Below are 20223 nucleotides of genomic sequence, written 5' to 3'. Positions count from 1 at the left end.
AGCCCGGCGGGGAATCGGCCGCAGTATCGGCTGAGGCCTGCTGAGCGGCGAGCGGAGTCATGCAGAGTGCGCTGACGGTGGCGAGGACCAGGAATCTTCCCGGCGTTCGCCCTTTCCATGTACCGCCGAATGAAAGCCGACGGAATCGGTCGGACATCTGACCCCCAGTTCGAGTCCGAGTGGAAAGCCCATGGAGTAGGCGCGAGGGAGGCTACTCGTATCTGTGTCAAGCCGACAACAGATATGTGAATGAGGTGTACAACTTTGCTTTCCCGTGGGGTGGATGGTGATGTTGCCGAGCAATAGGGCGTGTTCGTGGGGAAGTTGACTGATTCGCCCGCCAAGTTTGGTCGAACAAGGGGCGATGCGTGGTGATCTCCATACCTTTTCTAGGTGTGGATTTGCTGTGAAGGGTGGGGGACCGTCTGGTCGAATATCCATCGACAACCGTGCTGAAATGGGGGGCAGCAGTGCGTCGTAATTATCAGTGGCGGATTTACAGAAAGACCATGAGGGTGCGAAGGTCGCCCGCTCTGTGGATCGTCGCTATCGGCGCCCTGGGTCTGCTCGTCGGAATTCTCTCGCCGACGAACGCGGCTGCCTCAGGACAACGGGTGGACTATCTAGCCAAGGCCGAGAAGGAGCGTTCGGTACCCGTCTCCCCGGTCAAGGGCAAGAGGGTCGCGATACCTTCCATGGCCCGCTGGAACGCCGACAACGCGCACCGGACCTGGCCTGCCAAGGGCGCGGCCGACGTGGCGGTTCCCGCATCGGGCGTCGCTTCCGCGGGGGCCGACGGTGTTCCGGTGACCGTCGCCGCCGCGAAGGGGGCGCACCGAGCAGCCGCGGGCACGCGCGTGCATGTGTCGCTGCCGGGGCAGACGGCGGCGCGGAAGCTCGGGGTGCGGGGTGTGGTCTTCACCGTCCGGCCGGACAGGACAGGCACCGCCCAAGTGGGCCTGGACTACTCGGCGTTCAAGGACGCCTACGGTGGTGACTGGGCCGGCCGGCTGCGCCTCGTACAGCTTCCGGCCTGCGCCCTGACGACCCCTCAAGCCGCCTCCTGCCGCAAGCAGACTCCGCTGAGCTCGACCGACGACACAAAGACCCGGACGGTCTCGGCCGCCGTCCCACTGACCGCCGCTACCACCGCACAGCCCATGGTGCTCGCGGCGGAAGCGACCGCGTCGGGCGGCGGCGGCACCTATGCGGCCACCTCCCTGGCCGCGTCCGGCCAGTGGTCGGCCGGCGGTTCGAGCGGCGCCTTCACGTACTCGTACCCCATCTCCGTGCCCGACGTCCCCGGCAGCCTGACCCCGAGCGTGTCCCTGGGATACAGCTCACAGGCCGTCGACGGCCGTACCTCCTCGACCAACGCCCAGTCCTCCTGGATCGGCGACGGCTGGGACTACTCGCCCGGATTCGTCGAGCGCGGCTACGCCTCCTGCTCCGACGACACCGCGAGCGGTTCACCGAAGACCTCGGACGAATGCTGGTCGGACGACGTCGACACACTGACCCTGTCGCTCAACGGCTCGTCCAACACGCTCGTCCACGACTCCAAGACCGGCGCCTGGCGTCCGCAGGGTGACAACGGCGAGAAGATCGAGATCAAGACCGACACGGTCAACGGCGACAACGACAACGAGTACTTCGTCGTCACCACCGCCGACGGCACCAAGTACTACTTCGGCCTGAACCGCCTGCCGGGCTGGACCACCGGGGCCGCGACCACCAACTCGGTGTTCACGGCACCGGTCTACGGCAACGACACGGGCGAACCGTGCCACGCGTCCGCCTTCGCCGACTCCTGGTGCCAGCAGGGCTACCGGTGGAACCTCGACTACACCGTCGACCCGCACGGCAACGCCATCAGCTACTGGTACACGCCGACGACCGGCTACTACGGGCGGGACAACTCCACGACCCCGACGCCGTACACCCGTGACGGTTACCTCTCCAAGATCCAGTACGGGCAGCTGGCCGGAAAGGTCTACGACAGCACCGCGCCGGCCGCCGCCCAGGTCTTCTTCGACACCTCCGAACGCTGTCTGGCCGACTCCGCCTTCGACTGCGCGTCCGCCAAGATGACGACGGCCAACGCCTCGCACTGGCCGGACGTCCCCGTCGACCAGACCTGCCCGTCCACGGGTACCTGTGACAACCACGGCCCGGCCTTCTTCACCACCAAGCGGCTGACGGGTATCCGTACCCAGATCCTGGTCGGCACCGCTTACAAGGACGTCGACGCCTGGACGCTCAGCCACACCTTCCCCGCCACGGGAGACACCACTACTCCCTCGCTCTGGCTGAGCCAGATCGTGCACACCGGCAAGGACGGCGGCAGCCTGGACCTGCCGCCGGTGCAGTTCGCCGGACAGGCGCTGGCCAACCGCGTCGACGGTCTGGACGGCTACCAGCCGATCACCCGTTACCGGATCACCACGGTCACCACCGAGTCCGGTGAGGTGATCACGGTCAACTACTCCGCGCCGCAGTGCCATCGCACGGGCACTGCCGTCCTGCCGCCCAGCCCGGACGCCAACGCCTACCGCTGCTACCCGCAGTACTGGACCCCGCCGGGCCAGACCTCGCCCCAGCTGGACTGGTTCAACAAGTTCGTCGTCAACTCCGTGACGGCACAGGACTCCACGGCCCACGGGCTGCCCGTCCAGACGTCGTACAAGTACCTCGGCGACCCCGCCTGGCACTTCGGAGACGACCCGCTGACCCAGGCCAAGTACCGCACCTGGAACCAGTGGCGCGGCTACGGCACGGTCGAGACCCGCACCGGTACGTCCCCCGGAACGACCACCCTGTCCCGGGAGACGTTCTTCCGGGGCATGGACGGTGACAAGACGTCCTCCGGCACTCGCAGCGTCACCCTCGACGACACCGCCAACGACGATCCGCAGAAGGACTCCGACTGGCTGGCCGGACAGTCCTTCGAGGCCCTGACGTACAACGGCGACGGCGGTGCCCTGTTGTCCGACGGTGTCACCGACCCATGGAGTTCGGCGACGACGGCCACCCAGACCCGTACGAACGCGGGTCTCGACCCGCTGGTGGCGCACCGCACCAACATCGGGCGAGCCAGGACGGTGACGACCAAGGCGGACGGCACCAAGCGCACCACGGAGGTCGACTACACGATCGACGGCGCCACCGGACTGCCCACGGCCGTCGACGACCTGGGCGACACCTCGACGTCCACCGACGACAAGTGCACTCGCACCTGGTACGACACCGACGCGGACGGCGGCCTCCTGCCGGTGCCGCGCCGGGTCCAGGAGCTCTCGGTCAAGTGCTCGGCGACACCGGACTACACGAAGGACCTGCTCAGCGACGACCTGACGTTCTTCGACGGCTCCACGGACAACACCACCGCACCCACCAAGGGTGACGTCACGATGGTCCAGAAGGCCGACTCGGTCGCCGCCGACGGAACCGTCCACCACATCACGGCGCTGAAGAACACCTACGACACCTACGGTCGCGAGCTCACCGAGACCGACGCGGACGGACGTACCACCACCACGGCCTACACCCCCACCACCGGCGCGTCCCCGACCTCCCTCACGGTCACCAAACCGAAGGTCACCGGCCAGACGACCGCCTTCACCACCACGACGACCCTGGACCCGGCCCGAGGACTCGACCTCAAGACCACGGATGCGGCCGGCTACTCCACCACCAGCACCTATGACCCGCTGGGCCGGCTGACCGCCGTGTGGAACCCCGGCTTCCCGACCGACGACAACCCCAACACCAAGTACAGCTACAGTCTCTCGGCGTCGGTGCCGTCCACGGTCACCACGCAGACGCTGACCGGCGGCAACGCCTATCGCACCAGCGTCTCGATCTACGACGCGATGCTGCGCCCGCGGGAGACGCAGACCGCCACCGTCGACGGCGGCCGGACGATCACCGACACCGTCTACGACTCGCACGGCTGGCCGGTGAGCAGCTCCGACTCCTACTACAACTCCGGTGGTCCCACCGGGACGCTGGTGGACGCGCCCGACGACAAGACCCCGTCCCAGACCGGCACGGTCTACGACGGCGCGGGCCGGGTGACGGCCTCGATCGCCTACACCTTCGCCTCGGAGACCTGGCGCACCACCACCGCCTACCCGGGCTCCGACCGCGTCGACGTCACGCCGCCCGCGGGTGCCACACCCACCACCACGTACACCGACGGCCGCGACCAGCTGGTCAAGCTGCTGCGCTACCACGGCACCACGCCCACCGGCGCCGCGGACACCGCCACCTACTCCTACGACGACGCCGGCCACCAGACCGGCCAGGACGACGGCCAGGGCCACACCTGGAGCAGCCACTACGACCTCCTCGGCCGCCGCACCTCCCAGACCGACCCCGACACCGGCACCTCGTCCTCCACCTACGACGACGCCGGCCAGCTGCTGACCGCGACCGACGCACGTGGCAAGACCATCAGTTACAAGTACGACGAACTGGGCCGCAAGACAGCCGAGTTCGACACGACGGGCGGCGTCCCTCAGGCGGCCGGCAACGAACTCGCGGCCTGGACGTACGACACGCTGAAGAAGGAACGGCCCACCACTTCCGTCCGCTACGTGGGAGGCACCGCCGGCGCCGCCTACACCGAGAAGGTTCTCGGCTACGACAGCCACGGCTGGGCGCAGGCCACCGAAGACGTCGTCCCGTCTGCCGAGGGCGCGTTGGCGGGCACCTACATCCACCAGAACACGTACAACCTCACCGGAACGCTGCGCAGTTACACCGACCAGGACCCGGCCGCCGTCAAATTGCCGGGGGAGACGGTCGGTTACACCTACGACGCCTTCGACCGCCCCACGGCAGTCGGTGGCGGCACGAACAGCTGGTCCTACGTCGACAAGCTCACCTACACGGAGTTCGACGAGCCGTACCAGTTCACCTACGGCATCTCCGGCAACTTCGTCCAGCAGACCCTGAACTACGACGACCAGACCCACCGCCTGACCGACTCCTCCACCGTCACACAGTCCGGCACGGCCATCGCCGACAAGACGACGTACTCCTACCAGCCGTCCGGCAACGTCACGAAGATCGCCGACAAGCTGGAGACCGGCCAGACCGACACCCAGTGCTTCTCCTACGACTGGGCGCAGCGACTGAAGTCAGCGTGGACCGCGACCGACGACTGCGCGGCCACACCGGCGCCGGGCACGTCCTCGACGGTGGGCGGTCCGTCGCCGTACTGGCAGTCGTGGAGCTACGACGCGACGGGCGCCCGCGCGAGCCAGGTGGACCACGACACCTCGGGCAACACGTCCAAGGACGCCACTTCCTCGTACACACCGGTCGCGGCGGGCGCGGGCCCGGCTCACGCGGTGTCCCAGGTGGACACGGTCGTACCGGGCGACGCGACGGCGAACACCACCGACTCCTACACCTACGACGCGGACGGCAACGCCCTTACCCGCACCACCCGTTCGGGCACCGACACCCTCACCTACGACGACGAGGGCGACCTCTCCGAACTGTCCTCGACGGGGTCTGCGGGTGACACGAAGTACCTGTACGACGCGGACGGCGGCCTACTGCTGCGCCGCAGCCCTGACGCGACCACGCTCTACACCGGCGACGAGGAGATCACGCTCAAGTCCGGCGCCACCAGCGCCGACGGGGTGCGCTACATCTCCATGGCCGGCGAGACGGTGGCCATGCACTCCTCCGACGGCAAGTACACGTACCTCGTCCCCGACCGCCAGGGGACCGGCACCCTGCAGATCGACTCGCAGACCCAGCAGGTCGTCCGCCGCCAGTACAAACCCTTCGGTGAGACGCGCGACCAGTCGGGGACATGGATCGGCCAACAGGGCTACGTCGGTGGGGTCCAGGACGACAACACGGGTCTGACCAACCTGGGGGCCCGCGAGTACGACCCGACGATCGGCCGGTTCCTCAGCGCCGACCCCGTGCTGGACCCCGGGTCACCGCAGACCTGGAACGCCTACGACTACGCCGGTGACTCCCCGGTCACCGAGTCCGACCCGTCGGGCCTGTGCATGGCCGACCAGTGCGGTGTCGGCTACCCGATCGGCGGCACCGGCGGCAGCAAGAGCAACCCGACCCGGTACGTGACGACCGGCCCGGTCGACCCGGGCGGCAGCAACACCGCGTACTGCCACCACGGCAACTGCACCGACGGCCACAAGCTCGGCGAGGGTACGGGTACGGGCGGCGGGAACATCAACAGCAAGACCTACGACCGGCAGGCCGAGGTCAAGGCGGCGGAGCGGGCCAAGGCCACGGCGAACGCGGCAGCCGCCGCGGCGAAGAAGCAGGTCTCCGGTTTCAAGCATCAGCTACTGAGCCTGGTCGCGGACGTCATTGGCCTGACCGACGCCTACAACTGCTTCACCAAGGGCGATGTCATGGGCTGCGTCAACACGGCCCTGACGGCGGTCCCTTGGGGCAAGGTCTTCAAAGCGATCAAGGTCGGGGTGGAGGCCTTCAAGATCTGGCGGGCGCTGGATCGTGCCTATACGGCGGTGAAGGACGCGGAAGAGGCCACGAGGGTGGCCGAGGACGCGGTGCGGGCGGAGCGGGCCTTCGCGGAAGCGGAGAACGCCGGGGCGGATGCGGTCGAGGGAGCCGGCTGCCCAGTTCACAGCTTTGTCCCCGGTACCGGGGTCGAGATGGCGGACGGCACGTCGAAGCCGATCAGCAGGGTGAAGGCCGGCGACACGGTCTTGGCGACAGATCCGCAGACGGGCGTGACGGCTCCGGAAAAGATCCAGCAGGTCATCGTCACGAAGACGGACAAGGACTTCACGGCGCTGACGGTGGAGGCGGCCCCGAGCCGAGGCTCGCCGCAGCGGTCTCAGGCGACACCCCGCCAGAGCCTCACCACCACCTGGCACCACCCGTTCTGGGACGTGACCCACCACCGCTGGACCGACGCGCACGACCTGACTCCGGGTACGAAGCTCCGCACGGCGGCCGGTGCCACGGTCACTTTGGTCGGCGTCCGGAATTTCCACCGGCACGAGACCACGTACGACCTGACGGTCGCCACCCTGCATACGTACTACGTGCTCGCAGGGGCTACCCCGATCCTTGTCCACAACTGCAGGGTATTCGCGGTGGATTCTGCCGGGGAAGCAACTGTGCTTCCTGTGCACGAGATCGATTCGGCTGCTCACGGGCCGCAAGCAGCCAACTTCCTCAAGGCTGTGAGCAATGGCGCTCCGGCGATCGTTACCAGGCGGGGCGGAGGTGAAGCAGCCGCCAGAGCCGCCAGGCGTCAAGCACAAGCACATGCCCCAAGGCCTCGGCAGTTCGCTTCGAATGCAACCTGGGAGGAGTATCCTTTCGCTTCGACCGTTGAGGGCGGATCGGGAGCAACGCTCACACTTTCTCCAGGGTCGATAAATTCCAGCCATGGTTGGGCTCTCAAGGAGTTCTATCGGACTGCGGGTGTCGGTCCCGGAGACCAATTCGCGGTCAAGGTTCGTTGAGGAGGATGGGCATGCTTGAGGAACTGATCAGGGAGCTCTGGGGTGAAGCGGAACGGCTGCATCTTCCCGTCGTGACCCATGGGAACCCTGGGGCAACCGTCGAGTTCCTTGAGCAGGTTTTCGGTCGGCCAGTCCCCTCGCATGTTGCCACCTGGTTCAGTTGGCGTGACGGTGTCGCTTATCTTCCCGGACAAACCCAGAACGACGCTGCTCTCGTTCCTGGGTATGAGCCGCTGTCCGCCACCGAATCCGCCGCGATGAGACGCGACAGTCCACGTGATCCGCTCCTGCTGTCGAACTTCTTCCCGCTGCTCGGTACAGGTGGGGGGGATTTTTACGCGGCATCGTACGATCTGGAAACAGCGCGATCGCATGTCGTCAGTGTCGTGGTCGGCGAGGATTCGAGAGTCGCCTACGGGAGCATCGAGCAAATGGTCGAGACTCTCGTCGGGTGTTACCGGGACGGGATTTTCTTCGTCGATGAAGACGGTGTACTTCAAGCGGACGACGAGCGCTGGATCCAGAGAGAGATAGAAGCGGTTGGTCGAATTTCTGACCAGTAGACGGACAGAACAAATGCGGGCTGTGATCGTGACCGGCTTGGTGCTTCTGACTTCGGGATGAGGGGTCCACGGCTCCTGAGCGGCCAAGCACAGGGCGTCGGCTGGGTCGTTTGGGTACGGGTCGTGTGCGGCGGCGTTGTTTGTCCATCCGGCGGGGCGGGCGAGGCTGATCGTCAGGCTGCGGAAGGTGGCGAGGACTCGGGGAAGGCTGCCGGTGCGGGCCCGGCCGGCGTCTTCGCCGGAGGTCACATCTCTGATGAAATGCTGGGATTTGATGGCCCATTGGCCTCTCGCTCAGCGGGCGAGGGTGGCTTCGTCGGCGGCCTGGACAGGTGCAGTGGTGATCAGGGTTTCAAGCGGGCGATGCCGCGTTCGGCTGGCGTTCGTGCCGCGGCCAGTGCCCGGTTGAGGGTTTCTCGGCGGGGGTGGGTTCCTGTAGGGCTTGTGTTTGATGCCGGTGGTCAGCCAGGGGCCGCCGCCCTGGTAGGCGAGATCGGCCAGGAGGGGAACGCCCTGGCGCTCGTAGATGCGGATGATCCGGTGAGTGCGGGCCGTGGTCAGGTCGTGCGTGTGGTCTGGCGGGGCGGGCGAGAGCTACAGCAGCTCGCCGCCGGGGTCGGTGACGAACTGCACGTTCACGCCGTGGCGTCGGTGTTTGTGGGAATAGTCGGCCCGGCCGTCGCCGGCCCGGTCGCACTCGGCGAAGGTTCCGTCCCGCAGGACGAAGTCCGCCTCGGTCTCGCGCAGGACCTTCAGCAGGCCCGGTGCCCGTTCGGTGAGCAGGTCGATGACCTGGCTGGTGTAGGCGTGGGCGGTGGACTCGCTGATCCCGAACCCAGCGGCGATCTTGCCAGGATGGCGTGTTCGCGCAGGTACACCAGTGCCACCATCGCGCGTCGGGACTGACAGAGTTTGCAGCGGCGGTCACCATCACGGGTGACGATCAGCATGGTGACCCACTCCACGAGTGCATGTGGCAGGTCGAGTGCAGCAGGATGGACGACCAACGAGGCCCCCGAGCAACGGGATTGAGATGTCAGACATCTCGATCAACAGCCGGGAGCCTCGTTCGTTGCGCTTCATCCACCGTCACTTGACCGGCGGCCAACTCGAAGAAGCTCATTGAGACGGAGGCTCACGAACGTACAGTGCATACAGGAGGGTTTTCCGGAGGTGGGTAGCGATGAGTGAAGTGTTTGAGGACGGTGACTTGTATGCAGGTCTTGAGGCGGCGATGCTTCCCGACTGAATTCTCGACGTCCTGGGCTGCCGATCACTTCGAGATTCGAGCTCTTCTCGGGATCGGTGGCAAGTGGGGGATTGATTCTTGTTCTGGTCTTGGGAGCGTCGATATGATCGCTGAGTGGGGCTATCCGGATATCGGGGTGGTCATTTGTGACATGCCTTCTGGCGGGCATGATGCTGTGATGCATGACTACTCCGCATCAGGACCCTTTGCGGAGCCGACGGGTTCCTGTGTTGACGAGGATAAAATTCCTCGGCGTGTGGCGAGTTCATTCGAAGAGTTCTTGAGCCGATTGGTTTTTTGTGGCTCGATTGGATGAGTTTCGGTACCGTCGGTTTCGTCCTTTGCGGTGCTAAGAGCTGTCCCGCAAATGGTCGGCAGTGCGGCGGCAACCAGGTGCTGAGCGGATACTCGCGAGACTCCGGCGTCGCAGCTGTGGCAGCCTGCGGGCATGCCAGAGCTGCGCGTTCATGCAGGCCGCCACTACGCCGTCCAGTTCCACTACGCGTTGCCGGACGACGCCTGGTGTGTGGAGCTGAGCGAGGCCGTGCCGGCGCCAGCTGCATGGGCTGAGATTCCCAACACAGAGACGCACCTGCCCGGAGCTGCCTTCATGGTGGCGGTGATACCCGACGAGGACCCGAGCTTGGAGCCGGCCGTCCATATCCACAGCCACGACGAGCGCGTCATCCCCTACGAGATCATGCGCTGGTTCATGGAGCAGGTGGCCGAGCAGGTCGAGCGCTGCCGCCTCGCGTTTGAGCAGGGAGCTCCTGAAGCGGTGGAATGATCATGCAGTGACTGGTGTGATCACGGCGTTACGACGCGAGGGTACAGACCCCGTGCGCAAGGGCCGGCCGTGGAGCCTGCCGTTGGAAGACCGGGTCCTGCTGGTCGACGCGTACTGGCGCACCAACCTCACGCTGCGGCAACTGGCACCGCTGTTCGGGATATCGAAGTCGGCTGCCGATCGCATCATCGACCACCTCGGGCCCTCGCTTGCGCTCCAGCAGCGCAAGCGGTTCCGCAAGGACACCGTGCTGATCGTGGACGGCACTCTGGTCCCCACCCGCGATCACACCATCGCCGAGCAGTCGAAAAACTACCGGTACTCCACCAACCACCAAGTCGTCATTGACGCCGACACCCGACTGGTTGTCGCCGTCGGCCGAGCTCTACCCGGCAACCACAACGACTGCAAGGCATGGCTACTGTCCGGGGCGAAAGCCGCCGTCGGCAAGACCACCGTCATCGCGGACGGCGGCTACCGCGGCACTGGCCTGGTCATCCCGCATCGCCGAGAGAAAGGCCAGAGCGAACTACCGGCCTGGAAAGAGGAACACAACGCCTCCCACCGCAAAGTCCGCGCTCGCGTCGAGCACGCCTTCGCCCGTATGAAGACCTGGAAGATCCTCCGCGACTGCCGCCTGAAAGGCGACGGGGTTCACCACGCCGTGCTCGGCGTCGCCCGCCTCCACAACCTCACCCTTGCTGGATGACCGGGAAACAACACTGGTCAACCAGCATGACGTAGATCATTTACGGGACAAGGCTTAAAGGGTGTTGCACAAGGCCGTGTTCGGGCAGGTCAGAGTCTGCGATCGCGGTCTTCTGGTCATGATGCGAGGGCGAGGTTGTGCATGTGGGCGACAGCCTGGACCGCGTGGTGGAGGCCGTCGCCGCGCTGCCGGCAGTCACGGAGGATCTTGTAGTTCTTCATCCGGCCGATCACATGCTCCACCCGGGCACGCACCTTGCGGTGGGCGGCGTTGTCGTCTTCCTCGCCCGGCAGCAGGGGCCGATGCGGGCGTTTGCGGTGCGGCACGACCATCCCGCAATTGAGGTAGGCGCCGTCGCCCAGGACCGTCACGCCCTGGCAGTGCTCGCTCAGCCCGGTGGCCCGCCAGGCATGCGCGTCCGCGGTGGTGCCCGGCACCGGGCGAGCGGCGGCGATCACAAGGCGAGTGTCGGCATCGACGATGACCTGCACGTTCGCGGAGAACCGGTAGTTGCGTGACGACGAGCCGACCTTGCGGTCGCGGACCGGGACCAGAGTGCCGTCAACGATCCACAACCTCTCCGCCGCATCGGCCGGGCGGGAGACGGGCTCCACCGCCAGCAACGGACCGAGCCGCTGGATGACCCGGCACACGGTGGACGAGGAGACACCGAACAACGGGCCCAGCTGCCGCATCGTCAGATTCGTCCGGTAGTACACGGCAACCATCAGCACCCGCTCAGCCAACGGCAACGACCACGGCCGGCCCCGCAGCGTGCCGTTGCCGCCCCGCTCCCGCACCACCTTCAACAGACCCGAGAACTGCGTCATCCGCAGTCCCGTGAACGTCTCCACCCACACCCGCTCAGCACGTAAAACCCCGGCCATGCACGGGAGATGCCCAGTTCAGAGCCTTGTGCAACACCCTTTAGGGACAGTGTCGATGGGTGGCCGCGTGAAACTGGTTCGAGCCAAGCCTTCGGCCTCGTCGAGTGGCACGACTGCTGCCGCACAGGCTGGTCTCTCTGCTGGGAAGGCCGCATTGACGCGTGCGCAGTTGGAGGACGCCGTGCTCAAGAAGGGCGACGTGCCGGGGTGGGAGGTGAGCGTTCCCAAGGCTGCGGACGGGGCTGTTGGTGGGGCACTGATGGTGGCCGGCGAGGTGGCGTGTCAGCCCGTTGCCGATGCGTTGGGTGAGAGCGGGGCCGTCAAGTCGGTGGCTGCCGTGGAGCGCAGTGCGGTGGCCGAGGACCGGTCGGGCGTCATGGTGCGGGTGCGGCTTGCCTCATATGCCGACGGGGGAGCCGACAAGGTCATGGCAGGGCTCGCGGACGCGGCCCTGCGGTGCAAGGGTTTCGACGGGTCGGGTAGCGGCGCTGAACAGCACGTCGGGGTGGCCCGGTACAACGGCTACCTGAGAGCCGACAACACCGTCACCCTTCGGCTGACCATGCGGATCGGGAACCAGACTCTGCCCGTCTACCTGGACGTCGGTTCCGTGGGGAGCACGGTGGAGTACTTCGCGACCTTCAATGTCACAGGAGACGACCCCGGAACCGGCTCGACGACGGCGGAACGGATGCAGCATGTCAAGGTCGGTGCCGCGACCCCCTGACCGCCGTTTCAGTCCGACTTGAGCGCCGCGACGAACGGGGCCCACGCGCCTGCGGTGAGGAGCAGAGCCGGGCCGTCGGGCACCTTGGAGTCGCGTACCGGGACGAGACCGGGGATGTTGGCGGCGATTTCGACACAGTTCCCGCCGTCGCCGTTGCTGTAGCTCGACTTGCGCCAGAGAGCGGCGCCGGGGAAGTTGCCTGCGATCTCGACGCAGTCGCCGCCGTCGCCGTTGCTGTAGCTGCTCTTGAACCAGAGCGCGTCACTCAAGTCGGTCCGGTTGCTTGCCATTTCGGTATTCCTCTGCGGCTGCCTTGATCATGTCCAGGGACGTGTCTGGTGACAGCGCAACGGCCCTGAGCCGATCGTATGCCTTGCGGTACTGCTTCACGAGGGCCGGATCGTCGATGGTGTCACCGCTGTAGGAGGCTTCCGTGTAGACCAGCGGCGGGGCGTCGGGAAACGTCATGACCATGATGGAGGCCGCCATCAAGGGATACGCCCCGGCCTTCCGCGGGACGACCTGCGGAACGATCCGGCGCCGCTCGGCCAGCTCCACGATCCGGTCCAGCTGTTCGGCCATCTCCCGCGGAGGCAGGATCGGGTCGGTGAGCAGTGACTCGTGCAGGATCGCCCAGTACTCCGGGGTGGAGTGGTCCTCGTCGAAGAGCCGGGCGCGGGCGAGACGGGCGGTCACCTTCTCCTCGACCCAGTCGTCGGCGGCTGCGGGGTGGGCCGACCGGACCAGGGCCCGCGCGTAAGGGGCGGTCTGGAGCAATCCGGGGAAGGTGCTGGGGCACCACTCCTCGATGGACTCCGCGTGCCGCTCCGCCTCCAGGATCTTCTCGAAGTACGCCGCGTGCGGCCCCCTCCGCGCCTTCCGCACATCCTCACAATGGCGCTCGAAGAACCCGTCCGTCTCCAGCACCCGATCCACATGCCGGGCCAGCTCCACCGGCATGCGCCGTTCCCCGCGCTCGATGTCGCTGAGATACGTCTTGCCGAAGAAGCTTCCTTCGAGCAACGCCTCCAGGGACAGTCCGGCCGCCTCCCGCTTCCACCTCAACTCCTTGCCGTAGAAGGTCGGGACGCTCATCGAGCCGTCGATGTCCTTGCGCTGTGCCATCGCCCACCTTTCGCAGTGCGGGTCGCGAACGCGAACTCCCTTTCACGGTACCCAGTTTCCCGTCAGCCTGTGAGCGATTGGTCACACAGCGCACAGGAGGCCCGGCTCATGCACACCCCGTACGACACGACGCTCTGTCTGGAGGAGCTCCGCGAGGCTCTCGCTCTGCACGGCATCACGCTGCCCTCGCTCCGCGTCGGCGTCCCCTCCCTGATCGCCCTGGGCGACTGCGACGCCGTAACGGCCCGTGAGATCGCTGCCGCCCTCCGCAAGGCGGCCGTACAGTGACTTTCGAACTCGACCTGCTCGCCGTCCCGAGGGCGGTGCCCGAGGTACGCCGTCTCCTTGGCAGCCACAGCGGTGAAGTCCGCCTCTGCGTGAGCGAGTTGCTGGCCAACGTGATCGACCACCTCGGCGAGGGCACTCCGGTGACCGTCCGAGTCCTGGTCACGGAGCACGGCCACACGCGGGTCGAGGTCACCGACCCCGACCCGCGTGCCCTGCCGGTCCTGCTGCGGGCGACCGCGACGGACGAGTCCGGCCGCGGCTTGGCTCTTCTCGATGCGATGGCCCGGCGATGGGGCGTGGACCAGGGTGCCGACCGCAAGACGGTCTGGTGCGAACTGGAAGGGCGCGGGCAGGGAACCGGCACACCGCCGCAGGGTTCCGCCGGTCCATCACGGGCCCGGTGCTGACAGGCTCGTCCAGGGTTGTGCCTGGCTGGTCTACAGGCTTCTCATGCAGCTCTTATTTGGGGCTTATCCAGTCATCACGCGGTGTGCCTAGCTTGCGGCCATGTTCTTCACCTACCTGAGGCGCGAACTGCGCCGCCGCAGAAAGGCGGCGCTCGTCGTCGCCTCCGGGCTCGCGCTCGGGATCGCGCTGGTCATCGTGGTCAGTTCCGTGTCGTCCGGCATGGGGAAGGCCCAGGACAAGGTTCTTCAGTCGCTGTACGGGCTGGGGACCGACATGACGGTCACCAAGGCCGCCCAGCCGCAGGCCAGTTCGTCGGAGCGGCCGCGGTTCCAGTTCGACGCGCAGGCCAACGGCTCCGGCTCGGAGCAGAGCAGCGACCGGGTCATGGTGCAGGGCTTCCAGACCCTGGCCACCTCGACCGTCACCAAGGTCGACCAGCAGACCGGTGTCTCCGACGCCGTCGGCGGGCTGAGCCTCCAGGTCATCAAGGTGAACGGGCAGTTCACCCGCGGCCAGTTCCAGCAGGACCGGAACGGCGGCGGCGACCAGCAGGGCCGCGGCGGCAACGGCGGCGGCACCGGGCAGCCCCAGGGTGAAGTGCGGGGCGGCGGCGCCAACTTCGACGTCAACAACTACTCCGTCTACGGCACCGACGTCACCAAGCCCGCGCTCGGCCCGCTGACCTCCTCCAAGATCAGCAGCGGCCGTACGTTCAAGTCGACCGAGGCCGACGCCAAGGTCGCCGTGCTCGACTCCGCGTACGCCAAGGAGAAGAAGCTCAAGGTCGGGTCCACCGTCACCATCAAGAGCGTCAAGTTCAAGGTGATCGGCGTCGCCACCGCGGACAGCGGGGACGCGGCGGCCAACGTCTACATCCCGCTCACCCAGGCGCAGACCCTCAGCGACTCCAAGAACAAGGTCACCACGATCTACGTCAAGGCGACCGACTCCCAGAAGATCGACTCCGTCAAGTCGTCGATCCAGAAGAACATCTCGGGTACGACGGTCACCACCTCGGCCGACCTCGCGGACACCGTCTCCGGCTCGCTGTCCACGGCCTCCTCTCTCGCCACCAACGTCGGAAAGTGGCTGTCCATCGCGGTGCTCGTCGCGGCCTTCCTGGTCGCCGGTCTGCTGACCTCCTCAGCGGTCTCCCGGCGCGTGCGGGAGTTCGGCACGCTCAAGGCGCTGGGGTGGAAGTCGGGGCGGGTCACCCGGCAGGTCGTCGGTGAGGCGATGGTGAACGGGCTGCTGGGCGGCGTGCTCGGCATCGCGCTCGGCCTCGCGGGGGCGTACGTCGTGACGGCCATCAGCCCCACGTTGCAGGCGCAGTTGGGCGGTGGCGGTGGCGGTGGCGCGGGCGGTCCCGGCGGTGGTGGTGGCGGCTTCGGCGGTCCCGGTCGGCGAGCCGCCGAGAAGACGCTGGATGTCGCACTGACGGCTCCGGTCAGTCTTACGACCGTGGCGATCGCGGTGGGTCTGGCGGTGGCCGGCGGTCTCATCGCCGGTGCCTTCGGCGGGTGGCGGGCGTCGCGGCTGCGGCCGGCGGACGCGCTGCGGCGTGTGGAGTAGCACCGTCAGCCGCGGCTGGGTGAGTGCGGCCGTCGCCCGCTTCGCGCGACGGCCGCACGGACGAGAAGCGTGACCGTACCCACCCAGGGGCGCGGGGAACTGCGCGACCAGCCCCCACCGAGCCCGCGGCCGAACACGATCCGCGCCACCCCGAATCCCACCCAGGAGCTCACCATGTACGAACTCAGAAGCGTCACCAAGCACTACACCCGAGGCAAGGACACCGTCCGCGCCCTCGACGGCGTGGATCTCACCATCGCCGACGGGGACCGTCTCGTCATTCAGGGCCCCACCGGCGGCGGCAAATCCACCCTCCTCCAGATGCTCGGCGGGCTCGACAAGCCGACGCAGGGCGAAGTCGTCCTGGACGGGACCGACTTGGCCAAGCTGTCGGAGGCCCGGCTCACCAAGGTGCGGAGCGAGAACATCGGCTTCGTGTTCCAGAGCTTCAACCTGATCCCCACCCTCACCGCCCAGGAGAACGTCGAGACCGCCCTCGTACCCCTCGGTGTGAAGGGAAAGGAACGGCGGGAACGGGCGGCCGAGGCGCTGACGTCCGTAGGGCTCGGGGAGCGGCTGTCGCATCTGCCCTCCGAGATGTCCGGCGGCCAGCAGCAGCGCGTCGCCATCGCCCGGGCCCTGGTCAAGCAGCCGAAGGTGCTCCTCGCCGACGAACCGACCGGCAACCTCGACGAGTCGATGCGCGACGAGATCATGGACGTACTCGAACGCATGTGGAAGGAGCTGGGGTTGACCTTCATCATGGTCACCCACGACTCCGCCATCGCGAAGAAGGCCCCGCGCGTCGCCACGATCCGCAAGGGCCGGATCACCGTGAAGGAGAACGCCGCCTCCTGAGCAGCCGACCTCAACTACCCCTGAAACCGTCAGTCTTGTAACAGACTTTGCCTGTCAGGGATTGCCTCTTGAAGGTCGTGATCACCCCTCGGCATACTGCGGAAACCGGGGGGTGCACGCATGCGTGTGCGAGACCACCCCCGTCCGGGCGAACGGGGAATTCGCTCGGTTCTTCTGCAAGGGGGAATCTTGCGCAGACAAGTGAAAAAAGCATGCGCGGCCACGATCGCCGCAGCTGCCGCGGTGGCTCTGGCGGCGGGCATGACCAGCCCGGCGTCGGCGGACACGAAGCAGGCGGCGAGCGGGGCGAGCGGGGCGAGCGGAGCAGGGGGTGCGGCGGGGGCCGTCGCCCACTCGGTGCTCACCGTTGACCACCGCATCACCCTGATCACCGGTGACCGGGTCGCCGTCGACTCCAAGGGCCGGGTCGTGAGCCTGGAGCGGGCCGAGGGGCGCGAACACATACCCGTGCAGATCCGCAAGGTCGACGGGCACACGCTCGTCATCCCGGGGGACGCGGTCCGGCTGGTCGCGAGCGGCAAGCTCGACCAGCGGCTCTTCGACATCACCGAGCTCAACAAGGCCGCCACCCGCAAGTCCCAGGCCAAGGGACTGAAGGTCATCGTCGGCTACCAGGGCGCCGCGGCGGGGGCCAAGGCCGACGTCCGCGACGCGGGCACCCTGCGCCGGACCCTCACGACGCTCAACGCGGACGCCGTCCAGACACCGCACCGGGAGACACCCGAACTGTGGGACGCCGTCACCAACGGCGGCAGGACGGCATCCGGCATCGCCCACGTCTGGCTCGACGGCACCCGCAGGGCCAGCCTCGACAAGTCCGTGCCGCAGATCGGCGTCCCCAAGGCATGGGCGGCTGGCTACGACGGCAAGGGCGTCAAGATCGCCGTACTGGACACCGGAGTCGACACGACCCACCCGGACCTCAAGAGCCAGGTGATCGCGTCCAAGAACTTCACCACCGCGGCCGACGCCACCGACAAGTTCGGGCACGGCACGCACGTCGCGTCGATCGCGGCGGGCACCGGCGCCAAGTCCGACGGCAAGTACAAGGGCGTCGCGCCCGGCGCCAAGATCCTCAACGGCAAGGTCCTGGACGACACCGGCTCCGGTGACGACTCCGGCATCCTCGCCGGCATGGACTGGGCGGCCGCGCAGGGCGCCGACGTCGTCAACCTCAGCCTCGGCGGCCAGGACACCCCGGAGATCGACCCGTTGGAGGCGCAGGTCAACAAGCTCTCCGCCGAGAAGGGCATCCTCTTCGCTGTCGCGGCGGGCAACTCCGGTACGGAGTCCGTCGGTTCGCCGGGCAGCGCGGATGCCGCGCTCACCGTCGGCGCCGTCGACGACAAGGACCGGCTGGCCGACTTCTCCAGCACGGGACCGCGCGTCGGCGACGGCGCGGTCAAGCCGGACCTCACCGCGCCCGGCGTGGACATCACGGCCGCCGCGGCCAAGGGCAGCGTCATCGACCTGGAGGTCGGCGAGAAGCCGCCGGGCTACCTGACCATCTCCGGTACGTCGATGGCGACCCCGCATGTCGCGGGCGCCGCGGCCATCCTCAAGCAGGAGCACCCCGACTGGGGTCACGCCGAGCTCAAGGGCGCCCTCACCGGCTCCACGAAGGGCGGCAACTACACGCCGTTCCAGCAGGGTTCGGGCCGTGTCCAGGTCGACAAGGCCATCAAGCAGACCGTGATCGCCGACCCGGTGTCGGTGGGCTTCGGCACCCAGCAGTGGCCGCACTCCGACGACAAGCCGGTCACCAGGAAGCTGACGTACCGCAACCTCGGTACCCAGGACGTCACGCTGAAGCTGACGTCGACGGCCACCGACCCCAAGGGCCAGGCGGCTCCTTCGGGCTTCTTCAAGCTCGCGGCCACCACGGTGACCGTCCCGGCCGGCGGCAGCGCGTCCGTCGATATGACGGTCGACACGAAGCTGGGCGGCACGCTCGACGGTGCCTACTCGGCGTACGTGATCGCGACGGGCGGCGGCCAGAGCGTCCGTACGGCCGCCGCGGTGCAGCGCGAGGTGGAGTCGTACGACGTCACGGTCAAGCACATCGGCCGGGACGGGAAGCCGACCGCCGACTACAACACCGTCCTGCGCGGCTACTCGGGCCTCGCCGAGGGCCGTGGCCACACCGTGACCGTCTCGGAGTCCGGTACGGCGACGATGCGGGTCCCCAAGGGCGACTACCTCCTGGACGCCTGGATCGGGAAGGACTTCGTGAACTTCCGGGGCGGCGTCGACTGGCTGGTCCAGCCGAAGCTGAGCGTCACCAAGAACGTCTCGGTGACGATCGACGCCCGCCGGACCAAGGCGGCCGACATCACCGTCCCCGACGCGCAGGCCAAGCCGAAACGCGGCGCGATCAGCTACATGTACGACAAGGCCGGCATCGGCTTCGTCGTCGAGGCCCAGACCTTCGCGGACGTGCGCGTGGCGGCCCTCGGCGGCGACGTGACCGGTCTGCACCAGACGTGGAGCGGGCAGTGGACCAAGGGTGACAAGGCCGAGTACGACGTGGCCACCACCGCCGACGTCAAGAAGTTCCAGGGCGGCAAGGTCCGCCACTTCAAGGCGAGCGAACTTGCCACGGTCCGCAACGACCTCGGTGCGGGGGCTCCCGGCAAGACCGGGGTGCTCATCGTGTCGGGATACTTCCCCAACGACTCCGTCCTCGGCGTTCCGGTGGAGCTGAAGCTGCCGAACTCCCGCACGGTGTACGTGTCGACGTCCGACAAGGCCAAGTGGGCCTTCGGCTTCGCGCAGCACAAGGGCAAGGACGCGAACGGTCTCCCCGTCATCGAGGCCTACTACTCGATGGACGAGATGCAGACCTTCAAGGCGGGCCAGAAGTACACGAAGACCTTCAACAAGGCGGTCTTCGGCCCGCGTCTGAACGCGTACGACGGGCTCTTCCGCGACGAGAACACCCTCTACGGCGCCGTGCCGCTGTTCGCCGACGGCGACGGGCACGCGGGCGCCTCGGACTTCACGTCGGTCAGCACGAGCCTGTACCGCAACGGCGTCAAGGTCGGCACGAACGACGACCCGCTGTTCGGCGCCAAGCCGTTCACCGTCCCGTCCGGCGACGCGGCGTACAAGCTGACCACCTCGGTCAAGCGCAGCGTCGGTGTCGCCGCCGCCTCCACCCGCATCGACGCGAGCTGGGAGTTCCGCTCGAAGAAGCCGGCCGTCGGCACCGTGCCCAAGCTCCCGGCCTCCACGGCCCGCTTCAACGCCAAGACCGGCCTGGACAACCGCGTCGAGGCCGGCAGGACGGTCAAGATCCCGGTGACCGTCGAAGGCGCCGCCAAGGGCTCCAACCTCAAGTCCCTCACGGTGTACGTCTCCTACGACTACGGCCAGACCTGGAAGAAGACCACCGTCACCGCCGGCAAGATCACCGTCAAGAACCCGGCCAAGGGCAAGGCCATCTCCTTCCACGCCAAGATCGCCGACAAGAAGGGCAACAAGTCGACGGTCTCGATCTACAACGCGTACTACGGCAAGTGACGCGTAGCGCCCAGTAG

The 20223-nt window shown here is 67.2% G+C and carries 12 protein-coding genes and 2 pseudogenes; 10 read left to right on the top strand and 4 right to left on the bottom strand.

The window, feature by feature from the left end; translation table 11 throughout:
• Nucleotides 1-509 precede the first annotated feature (509 nt).
• Both G3I78_RS11625 and G3I78_RS11620 read left to right on the top strand, forming a co-directional pair.
• Nucleotides 510-7490, top strand: a complete 6981-nt coding sequence (locus G3I78_RS11625; RefSeq protein WP_164423242.1) for an RHS repeat-associated core domain-containing protein — start codon at nucleotides 510-512, stop codon at nucleotides 7488-7490.
• An 11-nt stretch (nucleotides 7491-7501) separates the two neighbouring features.
• Entirely contained in the window at nucleotides 7502-8053 is a 552-nt protein-coding gene (locus tag G3I78_RS11620; RefSeq protein ID WP_164423240.1) for a hypothetical protein, read from the top strand.
• A 350-nt stretch (nucleotides 8054-8403) separates the two neighbouring features.
• On the opposite strand, the pseudogene G3I78_RS11615 reads toward G3I78_RS11620, so the two are convergent.
• Nucleotides 8404-9060 (bottom strand): annotated as a pseudogene (locus G3I78_RS11615) (transposase family protein); the annotation flags it as partial.
• A 690-nt stretch (nucleotides 9061-9750) separates the two neighbouring features.
• On the opposite strand from G3I78_RS11615, the gene G3I78_RS11610 reads away from it, so the two are divergent.
• Both G3I78_RS11610 and G3I78_RS11605 read left to right on the top strand, forming a co-directional pair.
• On the top strand, nucleotides 9751-10089 hold the full coding sequence (locus G3I78_RS11610; protein ID WP_203614848.1) for a hypothetical protein: 339 nt from the start codon (nucleotides 9751-9753) through the stop codon (nucleotides 10087-10089).
• A 19-nt stretch (nucleotides 10090-10108) separates the two neighbouring features.
• A pseudogene (locus tag G3I78_RS11605) lies at nucleotides 10109-10798 on the top strand (transposase); the annotation flags it as partial.
• 116 nt (nucleotides 10799-10914) lie between these two features.
• On the opposite strand, the gene G3I78_RS11600 reads toward G3I78_RS11605, so the two are convergent.
• Nucleotides 10915-11685 carry a transposase family protein gene (locus tag G3I78_RS11600; protein WP_164423236.1) on the bottom strand — a complete coding sequence of 257 codons (771 nt, stop codon included), beginning with the start codon at nucleotides 11683-11685 and terminating at the stop codon, nucleotides 10915-10917.
• Nucleotides 11686-11866: 181 nt separating this feature from the next.
• Between G3I78_RS11600 and G3I78_RS11595 the strand changes: the two genes are divergently transcribed.
• Nucleotides 11867-12412, top strand: coding sequence for a hypothetical protein (locus G3I78_RS11595; RefSeq protein WP_164423234.1), 546 nt, complete (start codon nucleotides 11867-11869; stop codon nucleotides 12410-12412).
• Nucleotides 12413-12420: 8 nt separating this feature from the next.
• Here the strand turns inward: G3I78_RS11595 and G3I78_RS11590 are convergent, their stop codons facing one another.
• Together G3I78_RS11590 and G3I78_RS11585 are read right to left on the bottom strand one after the other, a co-directional pair.
• The gene (locus G3I78_RS11590; protein WP_164423233.1) at nucleotides 12421-12702 is read right to left on the bottom strand and encodes a DUF397 domain-containing protein; all 282 of its coding nucleotides are present in this window, start codon (nucleotides 12700-12702) and stop codon (nucleotides 12421-12423) included.
• Entirely contained in the window at nucleotides 12674-13537 is an 864-nt protein-coding gene (locus G3I78_RS11585) for a helix-turn-helix transcriptional regulator (RefSeq protein WP_203614847.1), read from the bottom strand. Before G3I78_RS11585 ends, G3I78_RS11590 begins: the two co-directional genes overlap by 29 nt.
• 108 nt (nucleotides 13538-13645) lie before the next feature.
• Between G3I78_RS11585 and G3I78_RS11580 the strand changes: the two genes are divergently transcribed.
• The 5 genes from G3I78_RS11580 (at nucleotide 13646) to G3I78_RS11560 (ending at nucleotide 20206) form a co-directional block, all read left to right on the top strand.
• Nucleotides 13646-13825 carry a hypothetical protein gene (locus G3I78_RS11580; protein WP_164423231.1) on the top strand — a complete coding sequence of 60 codons (180 nt, stop codon included), beginning with the start codon at nucleotides 13646-13648 and terminating at the stop codon, nucleotides 13823-13825.
• Entirely contained in the window at nucleotides 13822-14232 is a 411-nt protein-coding gene (locus tag G3I78_RS11575) for an ATP-binding protein (RefSeq protein ID WP_164423229.1), read from the top strand. Before G3I78_RS11580 ends, G3I78_RS11575 begins: the two co-directional genes overlap by 4 nt.
• A 100-nt stretch (nucleotides 14233-14332) precedes the next feature.
• Nucleotides 14333-15805 carry an ABC transporter permease gene (locus G3I78_RS11570; protein WP_164423227.1) on the top strand — a complete coding sequence of 491 codons (1473 nt, stop codon included), beginning with the start codon at nucleotides 14333-14335 and terminating at the stop codon, nucleotides 15803-15805.
• A gap of 174 nt (nucleotides 15806-15979) precedes the next feature.
• The gene (locus G3I78_RS11565) at nucleotides 15980-16663 is read left to right on the top strand and encodes an ABC transporter ATP-binding protein (protein WP_164424135.1); all 684 of its coding nucleotides are present in this window, start codon (nucleotides 15980-15982) and stop codon (nucleotides 16661-16663) included.
• 261 nt (nucleotides 16664-16924) lie between these two features.
• A complete protein-coding gene (locus G3I78_RS11560; RefSeq protein ID WP_164424132.1) occupies nucleotides 16925-20206 on the top strand; it encodes a S8 family serine peptidase in 3282 nt (1093 codons plus the stop codon).
• Nucleotides 20207-20223: the final 17 nt, after the last annotated feature.

Origin of the sequence: Streptomyces sp. SID13726, assembly GCF_010548375.1 — a bacterium.
In the GTDB taxonomy this organism is placed as follows: Bacteria; Actinomycetota; Actinomycetes; order Streptomycetales; family Streptomycetaceae; genus Streptomyces.
Note: the sequence above shows the minus strand (reverse complement) of the source record. Positions and strands in the feature narration are given on the sequence as shown.

Excerpts from the sequence above, each read along its gene's own strand:
- G3I78_RS11625 (WP_164423242.1), top strand. The coding sequence starts at position 510 with ATGAGGGTGCGAAGGTCGCCCGCTCTGTGGATCGTCGCTATCGGCGCC.
- G3I78_RS11620 (WP_164423240.1), top strand. The coding sequence starts at position 7,502 with ATGCTTGAGGAACTGATCAGGGAGCTCTGGGGTGAAGCGGAACGGCTG.
- G3I78_RS11610 (WP_203614848.1), top strand. The coding sequence starts at position 9,751 with ATGCCAGAGCTGCGCGTTCATGCAGGCCGCCACTACGCCGTCCAGTTC.
- G3I78_RS11600 (WP_164423236.1), bottom strand. The coding sequence starts at position 11,685 with ATGGCCGGGGTTTTACGTGCTGAGCGGGTGTGGGTGGAGACGTTCACG.
- G3I78_RS11590 (WP_164423233.1), bottom strand. The coding sequence starts at position 12,702 with ATGGCAAGCAACCGGACCGACTTGAGTGACGCGCTCTGGTTCAAGAGC.
- G3I78_RS11585 (WP_203614847.1), bottom strand. The coding sequence starts at position 13,537 with ATGGCACAGCGCAAGGACATCGACGGCTCGATGAGCGTCCCGACCTTC.
- G3I78_RS11580 (WP_164423231.1), top strand. The coding sequence starts at position 13,646 with ATGCACACCCCGTACGACACGACGCTCTGTCTGGAGGAGCTCCGCGAG.
- G3I78_RS11570 (WP_164423227.1), top strand. The coding sequence starts at position 14,333 with ATGTTCTTCACCTACCTGAGGCGCGAACTGCGCCGCCGCAGAAAGGCG.
- G3I78_RS11565 (WP_164424135.1), top strand. The coding sequence starts at position 15,980 with ATGTACGAACTCAGAAGCGTCACCAAGCACTACACCCGAGGCAAGGAC.
- G3I78_RS11560 (WP_164424132.1), top strand. The coding sequence starts at position 16,925 with ATGACCAGCCCGGCGTCGGCGGACACGAAGCAGGCGGCGAGCGGGGCG.